At 56.2% G+C, this 23,226-nt stretch carries 16 protein-coding genes; 3 read left to right on the top strand and 13 right to left on the bottom strand.

Features of this window, described 5'->3' with window-relative positions:
• Positions 1-104 precede the first annotated feature (104 nt).
• Positions 105-1,085: a GNAT family N-acetyltransferase gene (locus ABIC79_RS14915; RefSeq protein ID WP_013578069.1), complete on the top strand. Its 981-nt coding sequence runs from the start codon at positions 105-107 to the stop codon at positions 1,083-1,085.
• A 16-nt stretch (positions 1,086-1,101) separates the two neighbouring features.
• On the opposite strand, the gene ABIC79_RS14910 is transcribed toward ABIC79_RS14915, so the two are convergent.
• The 9 genes from ABIC79_RS14910 to ABIC79_RS14870 form a co-directional block, all read right to left on the bottom strand.
• Complete coding sequence (locus tag ABIC79_RS14910) at positions 1,102-2,889, bottom strand: ABC transporter permease subunit (RefSeq protein WP_131637415.1); 1,788 nt, start codon at positions 2,887-2,889, stop codon at positions 1,102-1,104.
• Complete coding sequence (locus ABIC79_RS14905; RefSeq protein ID WP_121019875.1) at positions 2,889-4,397, bottom strand: ABC transporter substrate-binding protein; 1,509 nt, start codon at positions 4,395-4,397, stop codon at positions 2,889-2,891. The genes ABIC79_RS14910 and ABIC79_RS14905 overlap by 1 nt, the downstream gene beginning before the upstream one ends.
• 13 nt (positions 4,398-4,410) lie before the next feature.
• On the bottom strand, positions 4,411-5,649 hold the full coding sequence (locus ABIC79_RS14900; RefSeq protein WP_354567636.1) for an MDR family MFS transporter: 1,239 nt from the start codon (positions 5,647-5,649) through the stop codon (positions 4,411-4,413).
• Between the two features lie 4 nt (positions 5,650-5,653).
• Positions 5,654-6,469: an ABC transporter ATP-binding protein gene (locus ABIC79_RS14895; RefSeq protein ID WP_166860960.1), complete on the bottom strand. Its 816-nt coding sequence runs from the start codon at positions 6,467-6,469 to the stop codon at positions 5,654-5,656.
• On the bottom strand, positions 6,469-7,287 hold the full coding sequence (locus tag ABIC79_RS14890; protein ID WP_166860962.1) for an ATP-binding cassette domain-containing protein: 819 nt from the start codon (positions 7,285-7,287) through the stop codon (positions 6,469-6,471). Before ABIC79_RS14890 ends, ABIC79_RS14895 begins: the two co-directional genes overlap by 1 nt.
• Before the next feature lie 257 nt (positions 7,288-7,544).
• Positions 7,545-8,600 carry a LacI family DNA-binding transcriptional regulator gene (locus tag ABIC79_RS14885; RefSeq protein WP_013578075.1) on the bottom strand — a complete coding sequence of 352 codons (1,056 nt, stop codon included), beginning with the start codon at positions 8,598-8,600 and terminating at the stop codon, positions 7,545-7,547.
• On the bottom strand, positions 8,601-10,010 hold the full coding sequence (locus tag ABIC79_RS14880; RefSeq protein WP_153375203.1) for a sucrose-6-phosphate hydrolase: 1,410 nt from the start codon (positions 10,008-10,010) through the stop codon (positions 8,601-8,603). It lies immediately after the preceding gene.
• Positions 10,007-11,380, bottom strand: coding sequence for a sucrose-specific PTS transporter subunit IIBC (locus ABIC79_RS14875; protein ID WP_013578077.1), 1,374 nt, complete (start codon positions 11,378-11,380; stop codon positions 10,007-10,009). Before ABIC79_RS14875 ends, ABIC79_RS14880 begins: the two co-directional genes overlap by 4 nt.
• Positions 11,381-11,455: 75 nt before the next feature.
• Positions 11,456-13,036, bottom strand: coding sequence for a carbohydrate porin (locus tag ABIC79_RS14870; RefSeq protein ID WP_013578078.1), 1,581 nt, complete (start codon positions 13,034-13,036; stop codon positions 11,456-11,458).
• A 250-nt stretch (positions 13,037-13,286) separates the two neighbouring features.
• Here ABIC79_RS14870 and cscK point away from each other — a divergent pair, with 250 nt between their 5' ends.
• Positions 13,287-14,225 carry a fructokinase gene (cscK, locus tag ABIC79_RS14865; RefSeq protein WP_354567631.1) on the top strand — a complete coding sequence of 313 codons (939 nt, stop codon included), beginning with the start codon at positions 13,287-13,289 and terminating at the stop codon, positions 14,223-14,225.
• Between the two features lie 214 nt (positions 14,226-14,439).
• Positions 14,440-16,863, top strand: coding sequence for an outer membrane protein assembly factor BamA (bamA, locus tag ABIC79_RS14860; protein ID WP_354567629.1), 2,424 nt, complete (start codon positions 14,440-14,442; stop codon positions 16,861-16,863).
• 211 nt (positions 16,864-17,074) lie between these two features.
• On the opposite strand, the gene ABIC79_RS14855 is transcribed toward bamA, so the two are convergent.
• The 4 genes from ABIC79_RS14855 to ABIC79_RS14840 form a co-directional block, all read right to left on the bottom strand.
• On the bottom strand, positions 17,075-17,461 hold the full coding sequence (locus tag ABIC79_RS14855; RefSeq protein ID WP_013578081.1) for a methionine-R-sulfoxide reductase: 387 nt from the start codon (positions 17,459-17,461) through the stop codon (positions 17,075-17,077).
• A 95-nt stretch (positions 17,462-17,556) separates the two neighbouring features.
• Positions 17,557-18,927, bottom strand: a complete 1,371-nt coding sequence (locus ABIC79_RS14850; RefSeq protein WP_168444374.1) for an efflux transporter outer membrane subunit — start codon at positions 18,925-18,927, stop codon at positions 17,557-17,559.
• On the bottom strand, positions 18,927-22,043 hold the full coding sequence (locus tag ABIC79_RS14845) for an efflux RND transporter permease subunit (protein ID WP_166860966.1): 3,117 nt from the start codon (positions 22,041-22,043) through the stop codon (positions 18,927-18,929). Before ABIC79_RS14845 ends, ABIC79_RS14850 begins: the two co-directional genes overlap by 1 nt.
• A complete protein-coding gene (locus tag ABIC79_RS14840; RefSeq protein ID WP_121019882.1) occupies positions 22,043-23,182 on the bottom strand; it encodes an efflux RND transporter periplasmic adaptor subunit in 1,140 nt (379 codons plus the stop codon). The genes ABIC79_RS14845 and ABIC79_RS14840 overlap by 1 nt, the downstream gene beginning before the upstream one ends.
• Between the last annotated feature and the right edge of the window lie 44 nt (positions 23,183-23,226).

The following is a 23,226-nucleotide window of genomic DNA, read 5'->3' as shown; positions in this document are numbered from 1 at the left end:
AATTGAACGGTAGTGTATGAGTGGATTGAGGGATGTAGTTCAGGGTTGACAGAATGGCGGAAGCTGTTTAATTTCGTTGATACTATCAACTAACAGAGTTAAAAATGACGGCCATTCATTCGATTCGCACCGAGCTGCGTTACCTTGTCAGGGAGCTCGGGTTGCTGGATAAAAACTGTTTTCGCTCGGGTTTATCTCTTACGCAGGCGCATCTGCTGACCTATCTTTCAAAGAACGGCGTGACGTCTTTTGCTGAGTTATGCCTGCAACTGAGCATGGATAAGGCCTCGCTAAGCCGCACGCTGAACGTGCTGGCCGGAAAAAATTATGTTGAACCGGTCACCGGAGAGAGAGACAAGCGGCAAAAAAGTTTTCAGCTGACGACGGCAGGTGCGCAGTGTTTAGCCGCGGCTGATGCTTCGGCGGATAATGAATTTTCATTTGTTCAAAATGCAATGGAATTACAGCAAGCGCAGGAAATAATTAATGGGTTACGTGCGTTGAGAATAAATACTTTCCGGCGGAATGCCGCACGTCATCCGCAAAGAATACAAATTGAAATTATGCGCAGTAATTACCTTCCCGAAGTGAAAAAACTCTTAATGGAGACTTTTTCGCAGGAACAGAATATTCCGCAGGCGCTTATTCTGTTACCCGCAGAGCTTAAAACTAAATGCTGGATAGTTCGCTCGGGAGAATATGTTCTGGGCACTGTCGCCTGCTGGCAGGAAAATAACGAATGGCACTGGGGAAGGTTTGCCGTTAATCCTTGTTATCGCGGGATGGGCATCGGCAGGCAACTGGCGCGGGTTTCCCTGACGGAGATGCTTGAAGAAACAGATAACGTGATAATGGAGGCGCGGGATTCCACGGTCAGGATCATCAGCGAGCTGGGTGGAAAAATCACCGGGCCCACCCGTGATTTCTACGGCATGCCCATCACCCCGATGCATCTGAAAAAAGAAGATTTTGAGCACGTAACAGAACAGCGAAAAAATACACGCCTGACCGGAGATTGTCATGAGGCGAAATTGAGTCCGGCCGGTCATCAGGGCGGCAGTACCGTCAGATTGGCGCGAAAATAATGATTCAGGTAACAGTTCAGCCAGCCCTGACGGTTTTTTTCCAGCGCAAACTGCTCATCGTCACCGCCATCACGGACAGCAGCGCCAGCGCACCGGCAGGCGCGAGCACACTCCACGGGGCGCGTTCAATATACGGCATCCCTTCCGCCAGCACGCGTCCCCATTCCGGGGCGGGCGGGGATGCGCCAAGCCCGAGAAAACCTAATGATGCCAGCGCCAGCGCGATGCCCGGTAAACGCAGCAGGGCGTGGCGCAACAGCGGACCTGCCAGCGCAGGAAACACATAAAATACATTACGGCGCAATGCACCCACGCCAATGACCGCAAGCATCTGCATGTATGGCCTTGCGCGGATTTCGGCCACCAGCGCGGCGGTATGTGCTGCCAGCGGCGCCCAGCTTACGGCGGTGACGGCAATCGCCGCGCCGGTGGCTGTTGGGCCATTGATGGCAGCGATCACCAGCCCGGCAATGACCGGCGGCAGTGCGTTAGTGACTTCAATCGGGCCGGTCATAGCACGGGGAAAAGCACCGGTAATCACGCCTGCGAGCAGGCAAATCAGTGAAACACTCAGTGCCTGCAAACAGGTGCTGAATGTGCCACGCGCCACGCGGGCGAGAAGGTCACGACCCATCGCGTCAGCGCCAAACGGCAAAGCGAAAGAGGGGGATTGCAGGCGCAAATACTCTGATGTCAGCGGGTCGCGCGGCAAACCGGCGAGAACCATAACGACCAGAACGCTCAGACAAAGCCACGGCAGCCATGCCCGCTGTTTCTCGGGCGTGGCATCGGGTTGCGGAACCGGCACCGCACCCAATGACAACGCACGGCCCAGTAATATCCGCCGCATGCCGCCCGTCAGCATGCCGATGGCGGAGGCCAGCAGCAGCAGGATCAGCACGCCGGTTTGTAACGCCGGTAAATCTCCCGCTGCCGCCGCGCCCAGCGTAGCGCGCCCCAGGCCGGGGATGGCGAAGACTTTTTCCACCGCGATTGCACCGCCGGTCAGCGACACCAGCACCAGTCCGGTTAACGGCATTACCCCGGGCAATGCGCGCCGGATGATGGCCAGTGCGGTATGGCGGCGCGAAATGCCCAGCACGCTCCAGGTGGTCAGCCAGCTTTCATTAAAGACACCGCTGAGGGCATCGGAATACAGCCGCCCGAGATAGCCACCCGCCGGAATGCCCAGCGCCAGCGCAGGCAGCACAGCGTAATACCAGCCGGACCAGCCATAAGGCGGGAAAAATTTCAGCCAGACAGCGCCGGTAATCAGCAGCACCGACGCCAGTAAAAACTCGGGCAGCGCGGTCAGCAGTGCGGCCAGAAAACCGGCCGGGCGTGCCGTGCCGCCCTGCAAGCCACGAATCATCGTGCCCGCGCATAACAGCAGTGCAATCAGAAACGCCACGCCAGCGGAAACCGCCATCAGCGTCAGTGAAACGCCGGTGGCCCGCAACATGCCGGGTAAAACCGGCATGCCGGATACCCAGGAAATTCCCGCGTCACCCCGCAACAAACCGGCCAGCCAGTGGGTCAGTGCATGCCACGGCCCCTGATCTAACCCCAGAGTAAGGCGGATCGCATTGAGCGTTTCTGCCGTGGCTTCCTGCTCACCGGATTTTGCGCGCAGCAAGGTCAGTGCCGGATCACTGCCCGACAGCCACGGCAACAGGCCGATCAATACCACGATGGCGGCCAGCGTCAGCAAGCGCGAAATCAGCGGTATCCACGCGCCGCCGGTCTGGCTCATGCGAACACGGCTGACGGCCATGCAGGTGCGGCAATACAGAGATTCACTCATCAGTCGGCCTGAACCGCACGTTGTGTTGCGGCATTGATTAATGTGCGTTCACGCGGGTCGCGCACTGCATCACGAATATCCGCTGCTTCGCCCTGAATCACCCGTTCATGCAACATTGGAATGGCGGCATCCGTGGCGAGGATCCGGTTTTCAGCCTGCATGATCGCCTGGCGGCGTTCAGCGCCAGCCGGAATAACGGCAGCCTTTTGCAGCGCCTGATCGATGTCAGGGCGGCAAAGCTGCGCAATGTTAAACGACCCTTTGCAGGCAAAATCGCTGTACATATAGGCCACCGGGTCGCCGGAATCCAGCACCGTCGCACGGGATAAAATAAAGGCATCGAACTTGCCTGCCAGCGCGTCAGATTCGATTTGTGAGTATTCGCGCACTACCTGTTTCACGGTAAAACCGGCGGCCTTCAGTTGTTGCGCAAGATACACCGCCACCTCCGGCAGTTCAGCGCGGTCACTGAATGTCGCTAACGTGATGGTTTCACCGGCCGGTTTACGGGCAGCTACCGGATGGCTCACCGGCTGGCGCAGTTGTGCTGCCCAGGGGAGTGCCGGGCCGAGCAGACCCTGCGCCACATCTGCGCGTTTTTCGTAGACATTATCCACCAGTTGCTGACGGTTAATCGCCTCGCGAACGGCGGCACGCAGCGCCGGATCCTGCATGACACCGAGGCGCGTATTGAGATACAGCGTGTTGGTGCGCGGCATCGGCACCTCGTGGATTAAGTTCTGATCGAGCAGCGGGGCCTGAGACACGGGAATGGCTTCGACAATATCCGCCGTGCCGCTGCGTAATGCCGCGCCGCGTGCGGTGCCGTCCGGCACGAAACTGACATCAATGCCGCTGGCTTTGGCCTTTTTACCCCAGTAACCGGCGAAACGTTCAAGCCGGGCGCTGCTGGTGCCATTCACCTGCACCAGTTCAAACGGGCCGGAACCGGTATGGCGTGGATCGACCACGCCGCTGGCGCTGTAGGCTTTTTGTGAAAGAATCGCCAGTTGCGGGCTGGACAGACGCTGCGGCAGCAACGGATCCGGCAGTGCGGTGGTCACAATCACCGCCAGTGCGCCGTCAGCCACGGCGGTCAGTTGCACGCCATCCAGAATGCGCGGTTTCGGCGCGGCATGGGCGGCGACGGTCAGTGCATTCACTACTGTGGCGGCATCAAGCGGGCTGCCGTCGTGGAATTTCACACCGGCACGCAGCGCGAAACGCCAGCTGTTATTACCGATTGGCTGCCAGCGGATGGCCAGCGCCGCTTGCGCTTCGCCGAGCTTATCGAGCGTCACCAGCGTCTCTGCTGTACTCCAGCGTGAGAGTTTAAATGCATCGTCGCTGAGCGGCGTCAGACCGGAACGCGGCGGCTGTAACATCGCCAGCCGCAGGCGTTGATCCGCGCTTTTTTCGGGGGTTTTATCGGCTTCACTGAAGCAACCGGTCAGTAAAAGGGCAGCAGAAAGCAGCCCGGCCAGCGGGCTTACACGTAACAGAGACATCAGAAGTTCCTTGTCAGATTGCAGGAGGGGGCAACTGGCGGCAGATTCGCCACATCGCCAGCGCGCTTAAAAAGGGAACGGCGGCCAGCGCCAGCCACGGAATCACTGCGCCCGGAGACGGTGTCAGGGCGTTATCGAGCAGGCCGCCGAGCAGGAAATTGCCCGCGAGCACCGCAGCGCCGCCCATCGACGACAGCGCACCATAATGCGCACCGAGATTATGTTGCCCGGCAAAGCGCGGAATGAGATCCATCCCGACCGGCACAATCAGCATCTGGCCGACAGTCAGCAGGGTAATCAGTAATACGGAAGGCAGCAGCCGCAGCCAGCCTTCCGGCGGTATTGTCCAGGCGAAAAGCGCCACGGCGATAAACGCGGAAGACAGCAATCCGAAGCCCGCAGGTAAAATCCGCGCCGCGCCTACCCGGCGGGAAAAACGCGCCAGCGGCATTTGCAGAACGATCACCAGAACCGAGGCCAGCACGAACAGCGGCCCGAGATCCTGCTCGCTGCCGCCCGAACGGCGCAGCTCCACCGGCAGTGCCAGATACAACTGGTTGTAGCTGAACAGATAAGCGCTGTAGGCAATAATAAAGGCCACAAAACGCGGCTGACGGAAAGTCTGCCACCACGGCACAATTTTCAGTTCAGCGGCACGTTCCGGCGTGGCGGGCAGCGTGAAAAACAACACCACCAGCGCAATCAGAAACAGACCGGAGCCGGCCAGCGCCACCGGCTGAAAACCGTAACCGGACAGCAGCGATCCGAGCAATGGCCCCAGCACCGCACCCAGTTCCGCGCAGACCGCCGAGAGCGCGAACCATTCTGCCCGGCTGCGTTTTCCGGCTTTCTCGCTGTGCGTTCCTGCCTGTGCCAGCAGCGCTTCGATCGAAGGGGAAAACAGTGCGCCGCCGATGCCGGTCAGACAGGCGCCGAGAATCACCGGTGCCAGTGTGTCGGAAAGCCCGAGCAGCAGAAAACCGGTGATACGCACCACGCAGCCCAGCAGAATGATGACCCGTGCGCCGTAGCGGTCAGACAGTGCCCCGCCGAGCAAAAACATGCCCTGTTGCGAGAATGTCCGCAAACCCAGCACCAGCCCGATCGCCCAGCCGGAAAGCAATAAATCGTCGCGCAGAAAAATCGCCAGGAACGGCACGACGGCATAAAAGCCAATGTTAAATACCAGATTGCTGGCGAGCAGCAGCGGTGGTTTTGGCGCAGAAGCGCGGGCAATGGAACGGGTCAGCATCCGGTTATCCGTTAACGGTCAAAGGTAAATGAGGAATGGCCTGCAGCAGTTGTCGGGTATGCGTATGGTCCGGGGCGCGCAAAATATCCTGTGTGGCGCGGTCTTCCACAATTTTGCCGCCGTGCATTACCAGCAACCGGTCGCATAGCCCGGCCACCATCGAGATATCGTGCGTGACCATCAGCAGGCCCATGCCATTTTGCTGCGTCACCTGTTGCAGCAGTTGTTTGATCTGCCCGCGCAGGGGAAGATCCAGCCCGCTCACCGGCTCGTCGGCCACCAGAAATTGCGGGCGGATCGCCAGCGCACGGGCAATCGCCAGCCGCTGCGCCTGCCCGCCGGAGAGTCCGGCTGCCGTCCGCCCTATCAACGTTTCGTTCAGGCAGACCTGCGCCATCACGTCAGTCACGCGCAGACGGATATTGCCGCTAAACCCGAGGCGTTTCAGCGGTTCGGCAATAATCTGATAAACGGTCTGAGCCGGTGGCAGCGAACCGGCCGGATCCTGCGGAATGTACTGCACGCGCTGCCGGTATGCGCGCAGAGACCGTGCAGAGCCGGGGCGAATTTTAACACCGGCGCAATATACTTCACCGCTGTCGGGAGATTCAAGCGCCAGCAAGATTTTCAGCAGGGAGGATTTTCCGCAGCCGGACGCGCCGACCAGCCCGAGCGTTTCGTGGGGGCCGATACGCAGCGACAGATGCTCAAAAAGCGCAGCGTGCTGCCTGCGCCAGCCGGAACGCGGCAGGGCGAAATGGCGGCTGACGTTATGCAGATGCAGAAACGGTTCGGTGGCCAGATGCAGTGAAGACTCCATCAGACGGCAACCCCGCGCAGCGACGCGGCATTCTGATGCAGCGCGGCGGCCTGTCTTGCAGCGTGAACCAGTTTTCTGGAATAAGGATGTTGCGGATGACGGAGTAACTGCGCCATACCGGCAGATTCCACCAGCACGCCGTTTTCCATCACCAGTGCGCGCTCGCATAGCTGCGCGGCGACGGCAATATCATGGGTGATAAACAGCAGCGCCCGGGGTGATTGCGGGCGGGTGCAGACGTTATGCATGACCTGTAAAACCTGTTGCTGGGTCAGCACGTCGAGCGCGGTGGTCGGTTCATCCGCCACCAGCAGCGAAGAAGAGGATTGCATCGCCAGCGCCAGGCACAAACGCTGGCGCTGACCGCCGGAAAGTTCTGCCGGATAACGGGTGGAAAATTGCGCAATATCGGCCAGCCCGACGGCATCCAGCATCGTGCAGATTTCGTCTTCGCTGGCGGCGGGCAGGGCGAGACGTAGCTGTTTTCCGAGCGTCATCAGCGGGTTCAGTGCGGTGGAAGAATCCTGAAAAACCGTGGCGACGCGGCTGGCAGCACAACGTGAAACCGGATGTATGCCGCGCACTTCGACGCTATTCACCCGAATGCTGCCGCCGTGTATCGCGCCCGCAGGCGGCGTGCCGGTGATGGCTTTGGCAGTCAGTGATTTACCGGAGCCGGAAGCACCAAGCAGACAAACCCGTTCGCCCGCACTGACGCTGAAACTCAGTCCGCTGACGCGTTCTTCACCTGCGAGCCGCACTGTCAGCCCTTCCACCGCGAGAACCGGTTCAGTATTTTGCGTCCTGTTGTATGTCATTCCCTAAACCTGTTCATCGCTGCGACTGTTTTGATATGTGATAACATAACAAAATGTGTCAATTTAATGCAAAAGGTTTTGTGATTTTCTCTGTGCTATTTGCCGGTGCAACTGTGTGCAGCACCCTTTCAGGCAGCGAAATGATGAGTTCGCCGCTGTCGTAGCCGGGACATGATGAAGCAAAGCTGGCAGGAACAATCAGATGATGCGAGATGAATTAACATCTCTCATCATCCTCATGTGACGACATTGAATATCTATTTGATCTGCGAGAAGTGCGGGGAACGCCAGTGCAATTTAGGGGTTAAAAAGCATTGTGGCTGTGCGATGGGGTGTTCATTCATCAGATCACTGATCATGCTGAAGCAGTGCATGGCCAGCTCCCCGCAGTCCTGAGCGACGGTATCAATTTTCACGGACAGCGAGTCGTAAAGATAGTGATCGTCAAAACTGCAAAGATGGATATCACTCTCAAGCAATTGATGCTGACTCATATAGCGCAGAACCCCTTCCATCAAACCGCAGGAGGCCACGAAAAGCGCTTTGGGTGGACGCCCAAGCCGGGCACACAGCTGCGCAAACATTTCGTAGCCGGAGCTCGGGTGGTAGTTGCCGTACACAATCCAGTCGGGGTCGAGACTGACACCTGCCCGCTGCAGGCCAAGCTGATAGCCTGCGAGGCGATCGCGGGTCGGAGAAATTCGCGGCTGGCCGCCGATAAAATAAAACTCGTCCCGCTGAATTTTCGCTATCCGCGAAACCAGTTCTGCTGAAGATTCGATGGCTTCACAGACAACAATAGGGAGCTGCGTGTCCTGCATATGACGGTCAAACAAAACGACGGGGACTTGCTGGCTGATTTTTACGTATTCCGCATCGCTGAGCATGCTGGACGCCACAATCAGGCCATCGACCTGACGCTGGATGAGATTATTGACCACCATGGTTTCCTGGCTGGTATTTTCATCCGTACAGGCAATCAGCAGCTGCATGCCGTTCTCACGACACAGTGTTTCAAGTTCGTTAGAACAGGCAGCAAAACCGTAGTTGGTCATTTCCGGCACCACCAGCCCCAGGGTGAAACTGCGGCTGACATTCAGCGAGCGGGCGTGAATGCTCGGCTGATAATGATGTTCAGCCGCCACGGCGAGCACCCGATCCCGGGTAGGATCGGAGATACGAAACTTCTTGCTGTGCCCGTTGAGTACCTGGCTGGCAGTCGATTTCGATACGCCAGCCAGTTCGGCTATGCCACTGATAGTGATGCGTTTGGTCTTTTTCACTGCGCCATATTCTGTTGTCCGGAAAGACATTTATTCTATCACGCATTCCGCCAACGACCAGTGGCGCAGCGTAATCTGATGAGAACCCTGCAAGTTCAATTGTGCTGGTAAAACAGGGAAATAGCGTGCGGACATCACCGCTTCTCCGTCATTAATGAAAATTTCAAGGCTCGATGCATCGCTTAACACCGTCAGCTTACGTAACTGCCCCTGCCAGACACGGTATTCAGGCACACCCGTACGTCGGTTTTTACGGCTTAAACGCAGCCATTCTCCGTCGAAGCTGAGGGTCATATCACCACCAAAATCGGCGATGAAGGGGTGCTCAGTGACAATCTCTGTCTCGGCGTGGGTGATGTCCAGAGGCAGGCAATAGTCCGCAATCCCTTGCCATGTCTGCTCGTCACGACGAAGTTGTTGCAGTTCACGGGCCGGTTTCTGGATGATTTTTCCCGCGACCAGTGTCAGTTCGCGCGGGCAGGTCAGGGTATGCAGCCAGCCGTTTTGTATCGTTGGCTGGAAAAATTCATCGCCGTCCGGGATCCCCATCCACCCAATCAGCAGGCGTCGCCCGTCATCCGTTTGCGTGGTTTGCGGTGCATAAAATTCGAACCCCAGATCCAGCTCAGCGAAATCGCCGTGCGTAAACGTGGCATTGGCGTAATCCAGTTGTCCGACAAAATAACCCGACTGGAAGGTATTCAGATAACGGTCAGATTCCGCCGCTAAACCTTGCGGGCAGCAAATCAGAATGTCGTTTTCGGCCAGCCGGAATAAGTCCGGGCACTCCCACATGTAACCGAACTCACCCAGCCCGTGTAAACCTGAACCGGCAATTTCGCCGAGCAGATCCCACGCGGATAAATCGTCAGATCGCAGCAATAACACTTTACCCTGAAGGCTGAGATCCTGAGCGCCCAGCACCATGTACCAGTGTTTGTCATGCCACCAGACTTTCGGATCCCGCACATGTCCGGTATAGCCTTGCGGCAGGTTGAATACCGGCCCGGTTTTATCAAACTCACCCTCAGCATTTTCGCGCGCCAGACACTGAAACGCCGTGCGGCTGCCATCGGGATATTTCACGTTGCCGGTGTAAATCAGCGTCAGTTGGCCGTTGTCTGTTACGGCTGAGCCGGAATAACAGCCGTGGGTTTCGTATTCTTCTGACGGCGCCAGCGCCAGTGGTTCATGCTGCCAGTGAAGTAAATCTGCTGAACTCCAGTGCCCCCAGAACTTGGCACCGTGCGCGCAGGCCAGCGGGTTCCATTGATAGAACAAATGGAATCGACCGTTATGCTGGATAAAGCCATTAGGGTCATTGAGCAGCCCGACCGGCGGCGCGAGATGCCAGCCGGGTCGATAAGGATCTGCCGCCGCTCTGACCTGACCGGCCACCACACTGCGCAGCGCTTTTTTCAGCAAACTGACTTCTGTCATTTTTCACTCTCCGTGTTGTATTTCAGCAGCAATGACAACAGGAATGCGCTGCCGAAGGCAATCACCAGACCAATCAGGTAGCTGAGAATCGAACTGGACTGCACGATGGCCAGCCCCGGAATACCGGTCAGGCCAACCGCCGTCATATTGACGTGCATCGCAACCACCCAGGCGCCGCCAAGCGCACCGCCGACCAGAGCGGCGAGAAACGGTTTCATGAAGCGCAGGTTGATACCAAAAATTGCCGCTTCCGTTATGCCCAACATCGCGGAGAATGCTGAAGGCACGGCAATGGCTTTAATTTTCGCATCACGCGTTTTGAAATAGACCGCAAGACAGGCTCCCCCCTGTGCAACATTCGCCATCGACCAGATAGGCAGCAGGAAATTCACCCCGATATTCGGGTTCCCCAGCAAACCGGCCTCAATCGCATGGAAGCTGTGGTGAATACCGGTGATCACGATAACCGAATACAATCCGCCAAACACCAGACCTGCCACCCAACCGGCATGGGTAATTAACGTGCTGAGAATAAAGGAGATACCGTCCCCGAGCGCACGACCCGCAGGGCCGATGATCAGGAAAGCGATAAAACCGGAAATGATGACCGTCAGGAAAGGCGTCAGGATCAGATCCAGTGCATCAGGGATCACTTTGCGCAGGCGTTTTTCGATGAAGCTCATAAACCAGACCGCCAGCAAAACCGGGAATACCGTGCCCTGATAACCGATCATCGCAATTTCAATACCAAAGAAATTCATGGTATGGAAACCACTGGCAACGCCCCAGGCGTTAGTCAGTGCCGGGTGAGTCAGAATGCCGCCCAGTGTTGCACCCAGGAACGGATTACCGCCAAATTCGCGCGCGGCAGTGAAACCAATCAGGATCGGCAGAATGATAAATGCCGCCGAGCTGAACATATCGAGCATGATAAAAATCGCGCTCTCAGGGTTGGCCCAGCCGTAGGTTTTCACCATGCCGAGCAGCCCCATCAGCAGGCCGGATGCGACAATCGCCGGAATAATCGGCACAAAGATATTCGACAGCACGCGCGCGAGTCGCTGGAAGGGATTGAGTTTTCGCGCCGCAATATCGGCGGCTTCGGATTTGCTCGATTCGCTGATACCGGCCACTTTAATAAACTCGGCGTACACCTTGTTCACCAGTCCCGTACCAAAAATGATCTGAATCTGTCCGGCGTTGCTGAAACAGCCTTTTACGCCTTCCACTTTTTCGATAGCACTTTTGTTGATCAGACTGTCGTCTGCCAGCACCAGGCGCAGACGTGTGGCGCAGTGTGCCGCGCTGGCAATATTGTCCTTCCCACCCAACAGCGGAAGCAGCTCAGTCGCGATTGCATTGATGTTCATAGAATCCCTTAATTTGTCATTACCGTTAACACCCGGTCAGACCGGGTGCTTTTTTTTTAAATCAAACCCTGCCGTTTAGAACCAGGTTTCCATCTGGATGCCGAAATTCCACTGTCCGCCCGCTGTAAAGCCATCAGTACCAAATGAATCACTGGAGGAATAACTGTCGAGTTCTTTGCTCCAGTCCATGTAGGTGGCAAAGAAGCGGATTTCAGGGCGGCTCAGCATGTTGCTGATATCGCCCACTTTGAAGGTTGGTGCGAAGGTCAGTTTGTAGAAACCGCCTTTCACTTTGTTGTAATCGCTGTAACCCTGCGGATTGAGATCCATATACTGATAGCTGCCTTCATACGCCAGCTCGAAGTTCTCGGTAATTTGCTGAATCAGCCGGGTGTTGAAGGTCAGCCATTTATAGTCATCGCCGGAGACATAACGGTCTTTGCTCTGCTGAGCCAGAACAGCCGGAGCAATACTCCAGTTTTTGCTGATCGGTGTGATGCCGTAGGTTGCCAGACGCAGTGTACTGGCATCGTCAGTCAGATGTCCGTCAGAGCCCAGTGCTTTCACCTCCGCCCCCAGTCCGTGACCGTAAAGCAGCGCGGTTTTGGATGACCCTTCACGCAGACCATAGAAACTGTCGCCGTGGTACGCCAGCATGGTATGGAAGCCGGTATCCGCCGCATTAGTGATCCCATTTGTGCCGCTATTTTCGCGATCCTGATTGTTTTTGGCACGCAACCCGCTCAGCATCCACTGGAAAGGCCCGGCATAGTTGTTGGCTGTGACAATGTAATTTTCGATGCGGGTATCATCGTTGTTATCGTCTTCAAGATCGTCAAAGTTTCTTCCGTAAAGCGAGAAGTTACTTTTCAGGTTATCTCCCCATTTGACGTCATAGATCCCGCCGCCGGTACCCGCCAGGAAGACGATGTCGGAATCGAGCCAGTGAATGTCGAAATTATCGCGGTCAAAGCGTTTACCCGCCCACAACGTGGAATCTTTCCACGGACCGGTGAACGTCGGCAGCGAGCCGAGTTCAACAAAGGCCTGACGGATATTTAAATCGCTGGTCGCGCCGGTCCAGTCGTTGTAGCTGCGCTGACCGTCAGCCAGCATGACTTTGTAGCGGGAAGTCGCGCCGCTGGCCATTGTCTGGTTATGCTCCAGATTCAGCTCGACGTAGGTGTTGTTTTCATTGCCAAGACGCCCGACTGCACCGCCGGTTTGTCCGGCAGGCGTCACGTACGGGCCGCTTTCCGTGGAGGTCGCCGAGTCATTCATGATCACGCCGGAACGGGCATATCCCGTGAATTTAAACCCGCTGTTATCACTGCTGTTTTTATTGTTATCAGCGGCTAACGTTTCAGTGCGTTTAGCCACATCGGCGGTTTGCTGCTGGGTGATTTCAGCCGTCTTCGCCACCTGACGGGTTTGCTGTTCGTTGCTGGCGGTGCGTGTTTCGAGTTGCTTAACCTGCTGTTCTGCCTGCGTAGCACGGGCTTCGGCCTTAGCGGCGCGGCTTTCGGCGAGTTGTAGTCGTTTTTCCATCGCCGCAAAGCGCGCTTCAATCGCACTGGCGGAGATATCGGCACCCTGGGCCGCAGAAGAAAGAATAAGTCCAATAGCAACAGCAAGATAGCGAGGTTTCATCATCATTTTTATCCCTTCAGAGGAAGTTTAATTATTATGGGAAAACCATTTTGCTAAATTGCTAAACTGGTTTTCCTGAGCACAATAAACACCCGTTATGTATTTACGCAACGAAGTTCGGCAGCCTTGTGCTGGATTTGTGATCTTGCTGGCAATTCCATCTCTCGTCCTGAAAATTCATTTGCTCTTGATTAGCTAAACCGGTTCTTCTATTTTATCGACAGACGATTTATCAGGATTTAAAAAAGGAATGAAGATGAATAACCGGATTTGGGTTTTGGGTGACGCCGTGGTGGATCTGATCGCTGAAGAGGATGACCGCTTATTAAAATGCCCGGGCGGGGCACCGGCGAATGTTGCCGTCGGGATCCGCCGCCTCGGGGGAGACAGCGCATTTATCGGACGCGTGGGCGATGACCCTTTCGGGAAGTTCCTGATGAAAACCCTCGCGGATGAGGGGGTGAATATTGACTGTATGTACCTTGACCCTCATCACCGTACCTCCACCGTGGTGGTGGAAAACGATGCTGACGGCGAACGCTCTTTCACGTTTATGGTGCGTCCGGGTGCGGATTTATTCCTCCAGGCCACCGACATTCCGGCTTTCCATCCCGGGGATTTTTTACATTTATGCTCAATCGCGTTATCTGCGGAACCTTCACGTTCCTCCGCCTTTCTGGCAATGGCGAAGATGAAAGCGGCAGGCGGTTATGTCTGTTTTGATCCCAATATCAGGCATGACTTGTGGTCTGATGAGGGACAACTGCGTGAAAATCTTGCCCGCGCCTTGTCGCTGGCTGATGTGATTAAAGTCTCAGAGGATGAGCTGGAATTTCTGACGGGCGAAGCGTTGCTGTCGGAGGGGATGCTGCGTCTGTGTGACCGCTATAATCCCGAGCTGCTGCTGGTCACGCAGGGAAAACTGGGGGTTTCGGTTTACCGGAAAAATAATGCCAGTCTGAAGCACTATCCGGCCCCCGAAGTGAAAGCGTTGGATACCACCGGCGCCGGAGATGCTTTTGTCGCCGGATTACTGGCCGGGCTGGCGCAACACTGGCCGCTGACCTCGGAGAGTGTCTGGCAACAGATCATTCATCAGGCACTGGCATGCGGTGCTCTTGCCACCACCGCCAGAGGCGCAATGACTGCATTACCCGACAGCGTTACCTTAAAAGCGTTCTCCTCTCAGGGGTAACCTCCCCCGACGATGTTGCCCGGACCGCAACTGTTCACCCGACGAAAATAATGTAAGTAATCTGTAATCCAACGTCATGTTTTACGAAAATCAAATGTTTGCCGCTGAACCTCCTATATATCCCACAGTCTGTTAGCGAGGTTATTTCTTCTGATAGCAAAATATTTTGTTAACAGGAATTTTTGTTAGTTGAAAAACGGCGAGCACGGATCACATGACAATGAAAAAATTACTCTTAGCGTCGCTGCTGTTCAGCAGTGCCCCGGTTTTTGCTGCCGGCGGGTTTGTCGTAAAAGACATTCACGTCGAAGGATTGCAGCGGGTCACCGTCGGCGCAGCCTTGCTGAGCATCCCCGTGCGCGTGGGCGATACGGTATCCGATGACGATATCAGCCAGACGATCCGTGCCTTGTTTGCGACCGGCAATTTTGACGATGTGAAGGTGCTTGAAGATGGCAACACGCTGATTGTTCAGGTGAAAGAGCGGCCAACGATTGCCAGCATTACGTTCTCGGGCAACAAAGCCATAAAGGACGAGATGTTGCAGCAGAACCTGGAAGCCTCAGGGATCCGCGTCGGGGACGCGCTGGATCGCACCACCATTTCGTCGATTGAAAAGGGACTGGAAGATTTTTATTACAGCGTCGGCAAATACAGCGCGAGTGTAAAAGCGGTGGTGACGCCGTTGCCGCGTAACCGCGTGGACGTGAAACTGGTCTTTACCGAAGGTGTGTCGGCAAAAATTCAACAAATCAATATTGTGGGCAATAAAGCTTTTACCAGTGACGATTTAATCGCCCATTTCCAGCTACGCGATGAGGTGCCGTGGTGGAATGTGATTGGCGATAAAAAATATGAAAAACAAAAACTGTCAGGTGATTTAGAAACACTTCGCAGTTTTTATCTCGACCGCGGTTATGCCCGTTTTAATATTGATTCCACCCAGGTCAGTTTAACGCCGGATAAGAAAGGGATTTATATTACCGTCAATATTACTGAGGGTGCGCAATATACCGTGTCCGGCGTGGTAGTGACCGGCGACATGGCCGGACATTCTTCCGAAATTGAATCGCTCGCCACCATTCCTGCCGGTGAATTGTATAACGGCGCGAAAGTCACCAAAGTGGAAGGTGACATCAAAAATCTGCTGGGCCGCTACGGCTATGCCTATCCGCATGTCACGACGCAAAGCGACATTAATGAAACGGATAAAACCGTGAAACTGCATATCAGCGTGGATACCGGCAACCGTTATTCGGTGCGCCGCATTCGTTTTGAAGGCAATGACACCTCGAAAGATGAAGTGCTGCGGCGCGAAATGCGCCAGATGGAGGGCGCGTGGCTGGGCAATGATCTGGTGCAGAAGGGCAAAGATCGCCTCAACCGTACCGGCTATTTCGAGTCGGTCGATGTGGATACCCAGCCGGTGCCCGGTTCAGCGGATCAGGTTGATGTGGTGTATAAAGTTAAAGAGCGTAACACCGGCACATTCAACGTGGGCCTGGGTTATGGCACCGACAGCGGCATCAGTTATCAGTTGGGCGTAACGCAGGACAACTGGCTGGGCAGCGGTAATACGGTCAGTTTCAGCGGCACGCGCAACTCCTATCAGACCTATGTCGAAGTCTCGGCCACCAACCCGTATTACACCGTTGATGGCATCAGCCTTGGCGGCAAAGTGTTCTACAACCATTACGACGCGGAAGATAACGATCTGGCGGCGTATAATCTGCAAAGTTACGGCACAGGCGTGAATTTTGGCCTGCCGGTCAGCGAAAACAATACGCTGAATCTGGGGCTGGATTATGTTCACAGTACGCTGAGTGATATGGAACCGCAGGTCGCGGTCTGGCGCTATCTCAATGCCAGCGGCGTACATCCGGGGCTGGTAACGACGTCCACCAACAGCGATGCACAACTGAGCACCAATGACTTCTTCGCCAGTGTCGGCTGGGCGTATAACGATCTTAACCGTGGCTTCTTCCCGTCATCTGGCACGCGCGCCAGCCTGGCGGCAAAAGTGACCACGCCTGGCTCGGACGACAGTTATTACAAAATCACCTTTGATGCCAACCATTACATTCCGCTGAGCGACAAATCGGACTGGGTATTAATGGGCCGCGCCAAAGCCGGTTACGCGGCAGGCATTGGCAGCAACGAAGTCCCGTTCTACGACAACTTCTACGCAGGTGGCTCCAGCTCGGTTCGCGGTTTCTCCTCCAACACCATCGGGCCGAAAGCGGCATATTACAAATGCAGCAGCGCTGACAGCTCGTATTCCACCTGTCCGGTGACCAAATCGACTGATGCGGTGGGCGGTAATGCGATGGCGATTGCCAGCGCGGAACTGTATGTGCCGACGCCGTTCATCAGCGAGAAATACGCCAGTTCAGTGCGTACCTCATTATTTGTCGACTCCGGTACGGTGTGGGATACGAGATGGAAAAATACCTCAGCGACCGAAGCCGCGGGTATTCCGGATTACAGCGACCCGACACATATTCGTGTTTCCAGTGGTATTGCGTTGCAATGGCAATCCCCGCTCGGCCCGCTGGTGTTCTCTTATGCGCAGCCGCTGGTGAAATATGAAGGGGACAGTGCGGAGCAATTCCAGTTTAATATCGGTAAGACGTGGTAATAATAACGCTGTCTTACAAAGTTATTACTTTTTACAGACGCAATGAGAATAGAAAATAAATCTGATTCAATTATAATGCCGGCATGATGTTTATTGAGCAACCCTTAGGGTAAAACATCATGCCATTATAATATTGTTGGAGTTCTTCCTTTTAAGGGCTGCCCCTGTGCGGCCCTTCTTTTTATTCGTTTATCACAGCAGAAATAAGCGATTATTCTGCTTTGTGGTAATTCCCTTGCGCATCGGCACTTTCAAAAATCATTGAAACGGAATTGACACAATGGCGCAGATTCTTCTCAGTTAAATATTCCCCCTCAAAGACATGCCCCAGATGTGCCTTGCAGTTGGCACACACAATTTCTGTTCTGCGGCCATCGGCATCCGGCACACGTTCAACCGCACCCGGAATTTCATCGTCAAAAGCGGGCCAGCCGCAATGGGATTCGAATTTGTGTTCTGAGGAATACAGCGGCGCAGAACATCTTTTACAGACGTAACGGCCCGGTGAAAAGTGGTCGTTATACTCACCGGTATTCGGGCGCTCTGTCCCTTTGTTTTCGATGACAAAACGTTCAAAATCATTCAGTTCTCTGTTCATTATCATTGCTCCTGGCAGGTGACATTGCAGCCTTATAGTGTAGCGCTATATTGGGGCGACATATCAAGCTGCAAGTGCCCTCCTGCCATAGTGTGCTATTTCACGCCGCCGCCCAGCGTCTGCCACAGGGTGATACGGTTTTCAAAATCAGTCTGTTGCAGGGCAATCAGGTCGGTCTGCGCCGACCACAGTGAACGCTGATCGGTAAGCACCGTCAGATAATCGCCCGCACCGGTTTCATAACTGCGGCGCGCCAAATCGTAACTGCGCTGTGCGGCCGCAACATATTGCTGCTGGGCATCCATCTGTTCACTGAGCGTGGCACGGCGGGCGAGGGCGTCCGCCACATCTTTAAAGGCGCTCTGGATGGCTTTTTCATACGCGGCAATCAGCCCCTTTTTCTCCGCTTCAGCGTAGCGCAACTGCGCGGTATTACTGCCGCCGGTAAACAGAGGCAGGCTCAGGCTGGGCGCGAACGACCACACATTGCTGCCGTGGCTGAACAGGTTCGACAGCGAACTGCTGCCGACGCCTGCGCTGGCAGTCAGCGAGAGCGTCGGGAAGAAATTCGCCCGCGCTGCGCCGATATCCGCATTGGCACTTTTCAGGTTATGTTCCGCTTCCTGCACGTCCGGGCGGCGCAGTAATACCGACGACGAAATCCCGGCGGGCACCAGTTTGATGGCCTGCGGTGCCAGGCTTTCCAGCGTACCCGGCAACAGATTTTGCGCCACGGTGTCGCCCGCCAGCAGATTCAGGGCGTTGATGTCCTGCGCGACCAGCGTCTGGTAGCTGGCGACACTGGCGCGTGCCTGCTGATAAATCGCCATCGAAGAGCTGACGTCCGGCCCCGAGGCGACGCCTTCCTGTTGCCGCCGTTGCGTAATGCTCAGCGAATCCGCCGCACTTTTCAGGGTGTCCTGCGCCAGTTTCAGATTGCTGTTGTCCGCCGCCAGCGTGATCCACGCGGTGCTGGTTTCTGAAATCAGCGTCAGGCGGGTGTTCTGCGCGGTCGATTCACTCGCCAGCCAGGTTTCTTTTGCCGCTGTGCTCAGGCTGCGGTTACGGCCAAACAGGTCGATTTCAAAACTGCTGACCGCTCCGTCGGCGGTGGCGCTGCTGCTGACGCCTGCATCCTGCGTCCGGCTGCGGGTTTGCGAAAGCTCCGCATCCAGCGTCGGGAACAGGCTGGCGCGTTGCTCGCCATACAGCGCTTTGGCGGCTTCAATATCAGCAATCGCTTCCTGCAAATCGCGGTTGCTGGTCAGCGCTTTGGCCACCACGGCATTCAGGCGCCCATCGGCCATGATGCCCTGCCAGTCGCTCAGCACCGTGGTGGCCGCTGGCTGTGCGCCCTGCGCAGGCCAGACTGCAGGCACCGGCGCGGCAGGGCGCTGATAATCGGGATCCAGCGAGATACAGCCTGCCAGCAACATGGCCAGCGAAATAATACTCAGACGAAAAATCATGCTGACTCCTGCGCGTCTTTGTGACCGGTGAAGACTTTTTTCACCAGCACGAAGAACAGCGGAACAAAGAAAATAGCCAGTAAGGTGGCGGTCACGGTGCCGCCAATAATGCCGGTACCGATGGCGATGCGGCTGTTAGCCCCTGCGCCGGTCGCGACTGCCAGCGGCATCACCCCGGCGATAAAGGCCAGCGACGTCATCAGGATCGGGCGTAAACGGGTGCGGGCAGCGGAGAGCGCGGCAGCGGTCAGGGTGTTGCCTTGTTTGAGTGCTGCTTCGGCAAACTCAACTATCAGGATGGCGTTTTTCGACGACAGGCCGATGGTAGTCAGCAGCGCCACCTGGAAGTAAACGTCGTTATTCAGGCCACGCAGTTCGGCGGCAAGGGATGCGCCAAGCAGACCGAGCGGGATCACCAGGATCACGGAGAACGGCACGGACCAGCTTTCGTACAATGCGGCGAGACACAGGAATACCACCAGAATCGAGATGGCATACAGACTGAGCGCCTGACCGCTGGCGAGCTTTTCCTGCAGAGAGAGTCCGCTCCATGCCCAGGTTGAACCGGCGGGTAATTTATCCGCCAGCGCTTCCATTTTTGCCATCGCCGCGCCGGAACTGTAGCCGTCGGTGTTCTCGCCCTGGATCTCATAGGAAGTTGATCCGTTATAGCGCGCCAGACTTTCCGGGCCATAGGTCCAGTGGGTGGTGGCGAACGCGGAGAACGGCGTCATGCTGGTACCGTCGCTGCTGCGCACAAACCATTTATTCAGATCCGCCGGTTTGGAACGAAACTCACTGTCGCCCTGGATATACACTTCCTTGACGCGGCCACGGTCAATGAAATCATTGACGTAAGTGCCGCCCCACGCGCTGCTCAGGGTGGCAGTGACATCGCTGAGTGTCAGCCCGAGCGCCACGGCTTTGTTGTTGTCGATATCCACCTGCAACTGTGGCATTTGTGGCAAATCATTGGCGCGAACCGATTGCAGTTCCGGGCTTTTGGCGGCCAGGGCCAGCAGTTCGGTGCGCAGTTTGAGTAAGTCCGCGCGGCTGGTGCCGCCGGTAGCCATCAGCTCAAAGGTGAAACCGTTGCTTTGCCCGAGCCCGTCCACGGAAGGCGGCGTCATGGCGATGACTTTTGCGTCGCGGATCACCGCCAGATCCCGCATCGCGCGACCGGCTACCGCCTGCGCGGTGTTTACGGCACCCGGACGTTCATCCCAGTTCTTCAGTGACACAAACGCCATCCCGGCATTCTGACCGCTGCCGCTGAAGTTAAAGCCGGTGATGGTGAATATGACGTTGGTATTGGCTTTCTCTTTGCCGAGGAACCACTCTGTAACACGGGAATTGACGGCTTCGGTACGGTTCGCTGTCGCCCCGGCGGGCAGGGTGTATTGCACCATGACTTCGCCCTGATCTTCAGACGGCAGGAAGCTGGTCGGCAGTTGCCACATCAGCACACCCATCAGTGCGGCCATGGCGCCGTAAATCAGCGCCATCGCCACCGGACGGCGCTGCACATGCGTCACGCCATTTTCGTAGCGTTGCTCAGTACGCGAATACAAACGGTTGAAGCCACCGAAGAAACCACGGGTAGCCTGTGGTTTATGGCGCAGAAAAGCGCCGCACAGCGCCGGTGTCAGGGTCAGCGCCACCACCACGGAAAGTATCATGGCGGAAATAATGGTGACGGAGAACTGGCGGTAAATCACCCCGGTTGAGCCGCCGAAAAACGCCATCGGCAGGAACACGGCAGAGAGCACCAGCGCAATCGCCACCAGCGCGCCGGAGATTTCTCCCATCGACTTCTCGGTGGCCTCGCGGGCGGGAAGCCCTTCATCACGCATGATGCGCTCGACGTTTTCCACCACCACGATAGCGTCATCCACCAGCAGGCCGATGGCCAGCACCATCGCGAACAGCGTCAGGGTGTTAATGGAATAGCCGAACAGCGCCAGTACGCCGAACGTGCCGAGCAGTACCACCGGCACCGCCAGCGCGGGGATCAGCGTGGCGCGCAGATTCTGCATAAACAGATACATCACCACGATGACCAGCACGATGGCTTCGATCAGCGTTTTAATGACGTCTTCCACCGACACTTTAATAAATTCGGTGCTGTCTTTCGGATAGGCGACGTCATAACCTTTTGGCATGCTGCGCTGGTATTCGCTGATGGTGTTTTTCACCAGCGTGGCGGTATCGAGCGCGTTGGCACCCGGCGATAACATCACTGCCATACCCGCCGCCGGATGACCGTTCAGCTGTGAAGACGCGGTGTAATCTTCGCTGCCCATTTCGACGCGGGCGATATCACTGATGCGCACCACCGCGCCGCCGGTATTGCCTTTAACAATGATGTTACGGAACTGCTCCGGCGTTTGCAGACGTGATTGCGCACGCACCGTGGCGGTCAGTTGTTGTGAAGCGGAAGACGGCAGACCGCCAATTTTACCGGCGGAGATTTGCACGTTTTGCGCTTCGATGGCCGTTTCCACATCTGACGGCATCAGGTCATACGCCGCCAGTTTGGTGGGATCCAGCCAGATGCGCATGGCATATTCCGCACCAAACACCTGCAAGCTGCCGACGCCGCTGACGCGCGCCAGCGGATCCTGCATATTACTGACCAGCCAGTCGGCGATATCCGAGCTGCTGGTTTTGTCGGTTTTATCGTACACCGCCATGATCAGCAGGAAACTGGACTGCGACTTGGTGACCGTCACCCCGGCTTCCTGTACTTCCGTCGGCAGGCGTGATTCCGCCTGCTGGACTTTGTTCTGCACCTGCACCTGCGCGGTATCGGCATTGGTGCCCTGTTTGAAGGTGACGGTGATATCCACCGACCCGTCGGAACTGCTGCTGGAGCTGAAATACAGCAGATTATCCAGGCCGGTCAGTTGTTGTTCGATGACCTGCGTGACGCTGTTCTCCAGCGTTTCGGCGTTAGCCCCGGAATAGGTGGCTTTGATTTTCACTGAGGGAGGCGCGACGTCCGGATACTGCGCGACCGGCAGCGTGCGGATCGCCATAATCCCGGCCATCATGATCAAAATCGCAATCACCCAGGCAAAAACCGGGCGACGTACAAAGAAGCGGGAGAACATCAGGCGGCTCCTTCTGTGCTTTTCGCAGTGGCGGCGTTATTCACTTCAACCGGTTTCACCGTATCGCCCACCGTGACTTTGTCACTGCCTTCCACCAGCACGCGATCGCCCGCCTGCAAACCTTTGACAATCAGCCAGTGGGTTCCGGTAGCCTCGCCGGTTTCGATATGACGTTGTTCGACTTTGTTGTCGGCGGTAACCACCAGCGCGGTGGCATCGCCTTTGGCATCCCGTGTCACACCTTGTTGCGGCGCGAGCACGGCATTTTCGACGACGCCTTCATCCACGTCAGCGCGGATAAACATCCCCGGCAGTAAAACGTGTTGCGGATTCGGGAACACGGCGCGCAGCGTGACCGAACCGGTGGCTTCATCGACCGCCACTTCGGTCAGTTCCAGACGACCTTTTTCGGGGTAGGTTGAACCGTCTTCAAGGGTGAGCGTGACACTTAAAGCATCGCTGTTCGTTGCCAGCGCGCGTTTACGCAGACTGAGCAAATCGGCGCTGGAACGGGTGAGATCCACGTACATTGAATCGAGATTTCGCACCGTCGCCAGCGCGGTGTCCTGCGCGGCAGAGACCAGCGCGCCCGGTGTAACGGAGGAAATGCCGATACGACCGGCAATCGGCGACGTGACCCGCGTCCAGTCGAGATTGATTTTGGCCGACTCCAGCGATGCGGCTTTTTCATCAACGCTGGCGCGGTCTTCTGCACAGGCCGATTGCGCATCTTCCGCATCCTGCTGTGACACGCCTTGCTCTTTCACCAGTACGGCATAACGGCGGGCTTTCTGGCAATCCGAGAGCACCAGCGCTTTGGCGCTTTTCAGTGCAGCGGCAGCCTGATCGTACGTCGCTTTATACGACGACGGATCAATCTGATACAGCGCCTGACCGGCTTTAACCCAGTCGCCTTCGGTGAATAAACGTTTTTGAATAATACCGCCGACCTGCGGCCGCACATCCGCCGTCAGTGTGGCGGTGGTCCGGCCGGTTAATTCGCTGACCAGATTGAACGATTGTGCTTTTAGCGTGACGACGCCCACTTCAGCGGGCGCGGCAGTGGGCTGAGCCGGTGGTGAATTATCGCAACCACTCAGCGCGATAAGTATCAATAAGCAGGAGAATCTTAAAGGCATTTTGGTGTCCGTAAATAATAAATAATATAATTAAAGGCAAAGGA

Source organism: Rahnella sp. 2050 (assembly GCF_040544515.1).
Taxonomy (GTDB): domain Bacteria; phylum Pseudomonadota; class Gammaproteobacteria; order Enterobacterales; family Enterobacteriaceae; genus Rahnella; species Rahnella aceris.
The sequence above is the reverse complement of the archived record's forward strand: the minus strand, read 5'-3'. Positions and strand labels throughout refer to the sequence as shown.

Bases quoted from the DNA above. Each gene is read 5' to 3' on its own strand.
- ABIC79_RS14910 (WP_131637415.1), bottom strand. From the start codon at position 2,889: ATGAGTGAATCTCTGTATTGCCGCACCTGCATGGCCGTCAGCCGTGTT.
- ABIC79_RS14895 (WP_166860960.1), bottom strand. From the start codon at position 6,469: ATGGAGTCTTCACTGCATCTGGCCACCGAACCGTTTCTGCATCTGCAT.
- ABIC79_RS14885 (WP_013578075.1), bottom strand. From the start codon at position 8,600: ATGTCTTTCCGGACAACAGAATATGGCGCAGTGAAAAAGACCAAACGC.
- ABIC79_RS14875 (WP_013578077.1), bottom strand. From the start codon at position 11,380: ATGAACATCAATGCAATCGCGACTGAGCTGCTTCCGCTGTTGGGTGGG.
- bamA (WP_354567629.1), top strand. From the start codon at position 14,440: ATGACAATGAAAAAATTACTCTTAGCGTCGCTGCTGTTCAGCAGTGCC.
- cscK (WP_354567631.1), top strand. From the start codon at position 13,287: ATGAATAACCGGATTTGGGTTTTGGGTGACGCCGTGGTGGATCTGATC.
- ABIC79_RS14915 (WP_013578069.1), top strand. From the start codon at position 105: ATGACGGCCATTCATTCGATTCGCACCGAGCTGCGTTACCTTGTCAGG.
- ABIC79_RS14845 (WP_166860966.1), bottom strand. From the start codon at position 22,043: ATGTTCTCCCGCTTCTTTGTACGTCGCCCGGTTTTTGCCTGGGTGATT.
- ABIC79_RS14870 (WP_013578078.1), bottom strand. From the start codon at position 13,036: ATGATGATGAAACCTCGCTATCTTGCTGTTGCTATTGGACTTATTCTT.
- ABIC79_RS14890 (WP_166860962.1), bottom strand. From the start codon at position 7,287: ATGACATACAACAGGACGCAAAATACTGAACCGGTTCTCGCGGTGGAA.
- ABIC79_RS14880 (WP_153375203.1), bottom strand. From the start codon at position 10,010: ATGACAGAAGTCAGTTTGCTGAAAAAAGCGCTGCGCAGTGTGGTGGCC.
- ABIC79_RS14905 (WP_121019875.1), bottom strand. From the start codon at position 4,397: ATGTCTCTGTTACGTGTAAGCCCGCTGGCCGGGCTGCTTTCTGCTGCC.
- ABIC79_RS14900 (WP_354567636.1), bottom strand. From the start codon at position 5,649: ATGCTGACCCGTTCCATTGCCCGCGCTTCTGCGCCAAAACCACCGCTG.
- ABIC79_RS14855 (WP_013578081.1), bottom strand. From the start codon at position 17,461: ATGAACAGAGAACTGAATGATTTTGAACGTTTTGTCATCGAAAACAAA.
- ABIC79_RS14840 (WP_121019882.1), bottom strand. From the start codon at position 23,182: ATGCCTTTAAGATTCTCCTGCTTATTGATACTTATCGCGCTGAGTGGT.